We start from the raw sequence: 535 nt of genomic DNA, 5'->3' as shown, positions 1-535 counted from the left end.
ATATTTTCTCTGATCCATTCAATCGCAAGATCTATCGTTGTAAACTCCTGCGTCTCAAAGGTCATTTCATCCTGCAATAGCCAGACATCTTTCTTGATGGACTCTGCTCCTCCGATTGACCAGTGAAGCAAGGTATAGGGATGGTTTTGATTCAGGAAGGATACCCACGTTTTATTTTGTGCTGTGTTCTTCATTGCCTTCAGCTTTTGTTCCACGTTTCGCGTCTCCTACTTTACTAATATGCTCATTCTGGGGCTGAGCATTTCAGCCGGGCTTTTCAGCGCCAATGTTTTGGCTTTTTCATTGTAATCGATCGTCATTTGATCGTCAAAAAACACTTTTTGCGACGATTGGATATACAGCGGAATGCCGTTCGTTTCCAGCTGCTCGCACTGTCCCGTTAATTCTTCTGCCAGCCAGATTGTCGGGACACCGCTTACCGCGCAGCCGCATCCTTCTGCATCGTAACGAAGCTGGGCTTTTTTCCCCGGGTTGGCGTCAAACGCCTGCTGCAGTGCCTGTTTTGCTGCATCTG

The 535-nt window shown here is 47.3% G+C and carries 2 protein-coding genes; both read right to left on the bottom strand.

Annotation, left to right across the window (positions count from 1 at the left end; genetic code table 11):
- A partial coding sequence (locus ACWHAR_RS31415) for a DUF2552 family protein (protein ID WP_452088970.1) occupies positions 1-215 on the bottom strand: 215 nt, incomplete at its 3' end.
- Between the two features lie 12 nt (positions 216-227).
- On the bottom strand, positions 228-535 hold a 308-nt coding region (locus tag ACWHAR_RS31410; protein WP_452088969.1), incomplete at its 5' end, for an iron-sulfur cluster biosynthesis family protein.

It is taken from the genome of Bacillus sp. LR--39, from assembly GCF_053613335.1.
The sequence above is the reverse complement of the archived record's forward strand: the minus strand, read 5'-3'. Positions and strand labels throughout refer to the sequence as shown.